The organism is Streptomyces kebangsaanensis, assembly GCF_001906585.1.
Lineage (GTDB): Bacteria > Actinomycetota > Actinomycetes > Streptomycetales > Streptomycetaceae > Streptomyces > Streptomyces kebangsaanensis.
This window is the reverse complement of the sequence record NZ_JUJA01000060.1, coordinates 1-1,268: the sequence shown is the minus strand read 5'-3', so window position 1 is coordinate 1,268 and position 1,268 is coordinate 1. Positions and strand designations below refer to the sequence as shown.

Genomic DNA, 1,268 nt, shown 5'->3' with positions numbered 1-1,268 from the left:
CTTGCCCCCGGTGCCTGCCGGGCACGGCAGGCACCGGCAGGAAGGAAGCGTGATGGAGATCGAAGGATCGGTCGCCCTGGTGACGGGGGCCAATCGCGGCATCGGCCGCGCGTTCGCCCGCGCGCTGGTCGAGCACGGCGCGAGCAAGGTCTACGCCGCCGTCCGCGATCCGGCGAGCGTGAGCGATGAGGACCTCATCCCGCTGCGTCTGGACGTCACCAGGCCCGAGGAGGTAGCCGCGGCAGCCGCCGCCGCGGGTGACGTCACCATTGTGATCAACAACGCCGGCGTCGGAGGTTTCGGCACCAAGCTCCTGACGGGCTCCTTCGACGGCGCACGCCAGGCGATGGAGATCAACTGCTTCGGCACCTGGGCCGTCTCCCGTGCCTTTGCCCCCGTCCTGGCCCGCAACGGCGGCGGCGCACTGGTGAACATGCTGTCGGCCGCCTCCTGGACCTCGCGGCCGGACTACCCCGGATATGCGGCTTCCAAGGCAGCCCAGTGGTCGTTGACGGGCGCGTTGCGGCAAGGCCTGCGTGAACAGGGAACGCTCGTGGTCGGCGTCCACGCCGGTTTCGTGGAGACGGATCTCAGCTCCTTCACGGACGCGCCGAAGATCAGCGCGGCCGACGTCGCGGAGCAGACCATGGAAGCCCTGGCGAACGACCGGGTGGAGGTCCTCACCGACGAGCGGACCAGGCAGGTCAAGCACGCCCTGTCGCAACCGCCCGAACGGTGAGCAGACGCCGGCCTCGCCCGGAGGGGACAGCCCGGACCAGGGAATGATCGACGGATTCCCTCCGAGGACCGAAGAGCCGGTGGATCGCTCCCGAGGGCGTATCCGTGCCGCCACCGCGAAGGAGGATTCATGAGTTCGGAGCCATCGGCGGCGCACGACATCCGCGACCCGGCCCTGCTCGGACAGACCCTCGTCGTCATCGGCGGGAGCGCGGGCATCGGGCTGGCGACCGCCGGGCACGCCCGTGCCGAGGGCGCCTCGGTGATTCTCACCGGACGGGACCCCGAACGGCTGCGTACCGCGGCCACGGAGGTCGAAGCGCTCGGCACCGCCGCCTTCGACGCCGGCGACCCGGCGCGGCTGCGGCGGTTCTTCCAGGAACTGCCCGGGCCGATCGACCACGTGATGGTCACGGCTGGACACCCGTCCTACGGGCGCCTCCTGGACATGGACTGCGATCAGGCGCGCCGGGCGGTCAGCGAGCACATGGTGCTCGCCCTCGAGGTCGCGCGCCACGCCGCCGGCACGG

At 71.2% G+C, this 1,268-nt stretch carries 2 protein-coding genes; both read left to right on the top strand.

Annotated elements, in window-relative coordinates:
* Positions 1–739 (top strand): SDR family oxidoreductase (locus tag RH94_RS09080; RefSeq protein ID WP_407697291.1); only part of this gene is annotated, 739 nt, incomplete at its 5' end.
* A 129-nt stretch (positions 740–868) separates the two neighbouring features.
* Positions 869–1,268, top strand: a 400-nt coding sequence (locus tag RH94_RS09075; RefSeq protein ID WP_143203981.1) for an SDR family NAD(P)-dependent oxidoreductase, incomplete at its 3' end; no start/stop codon positions are given.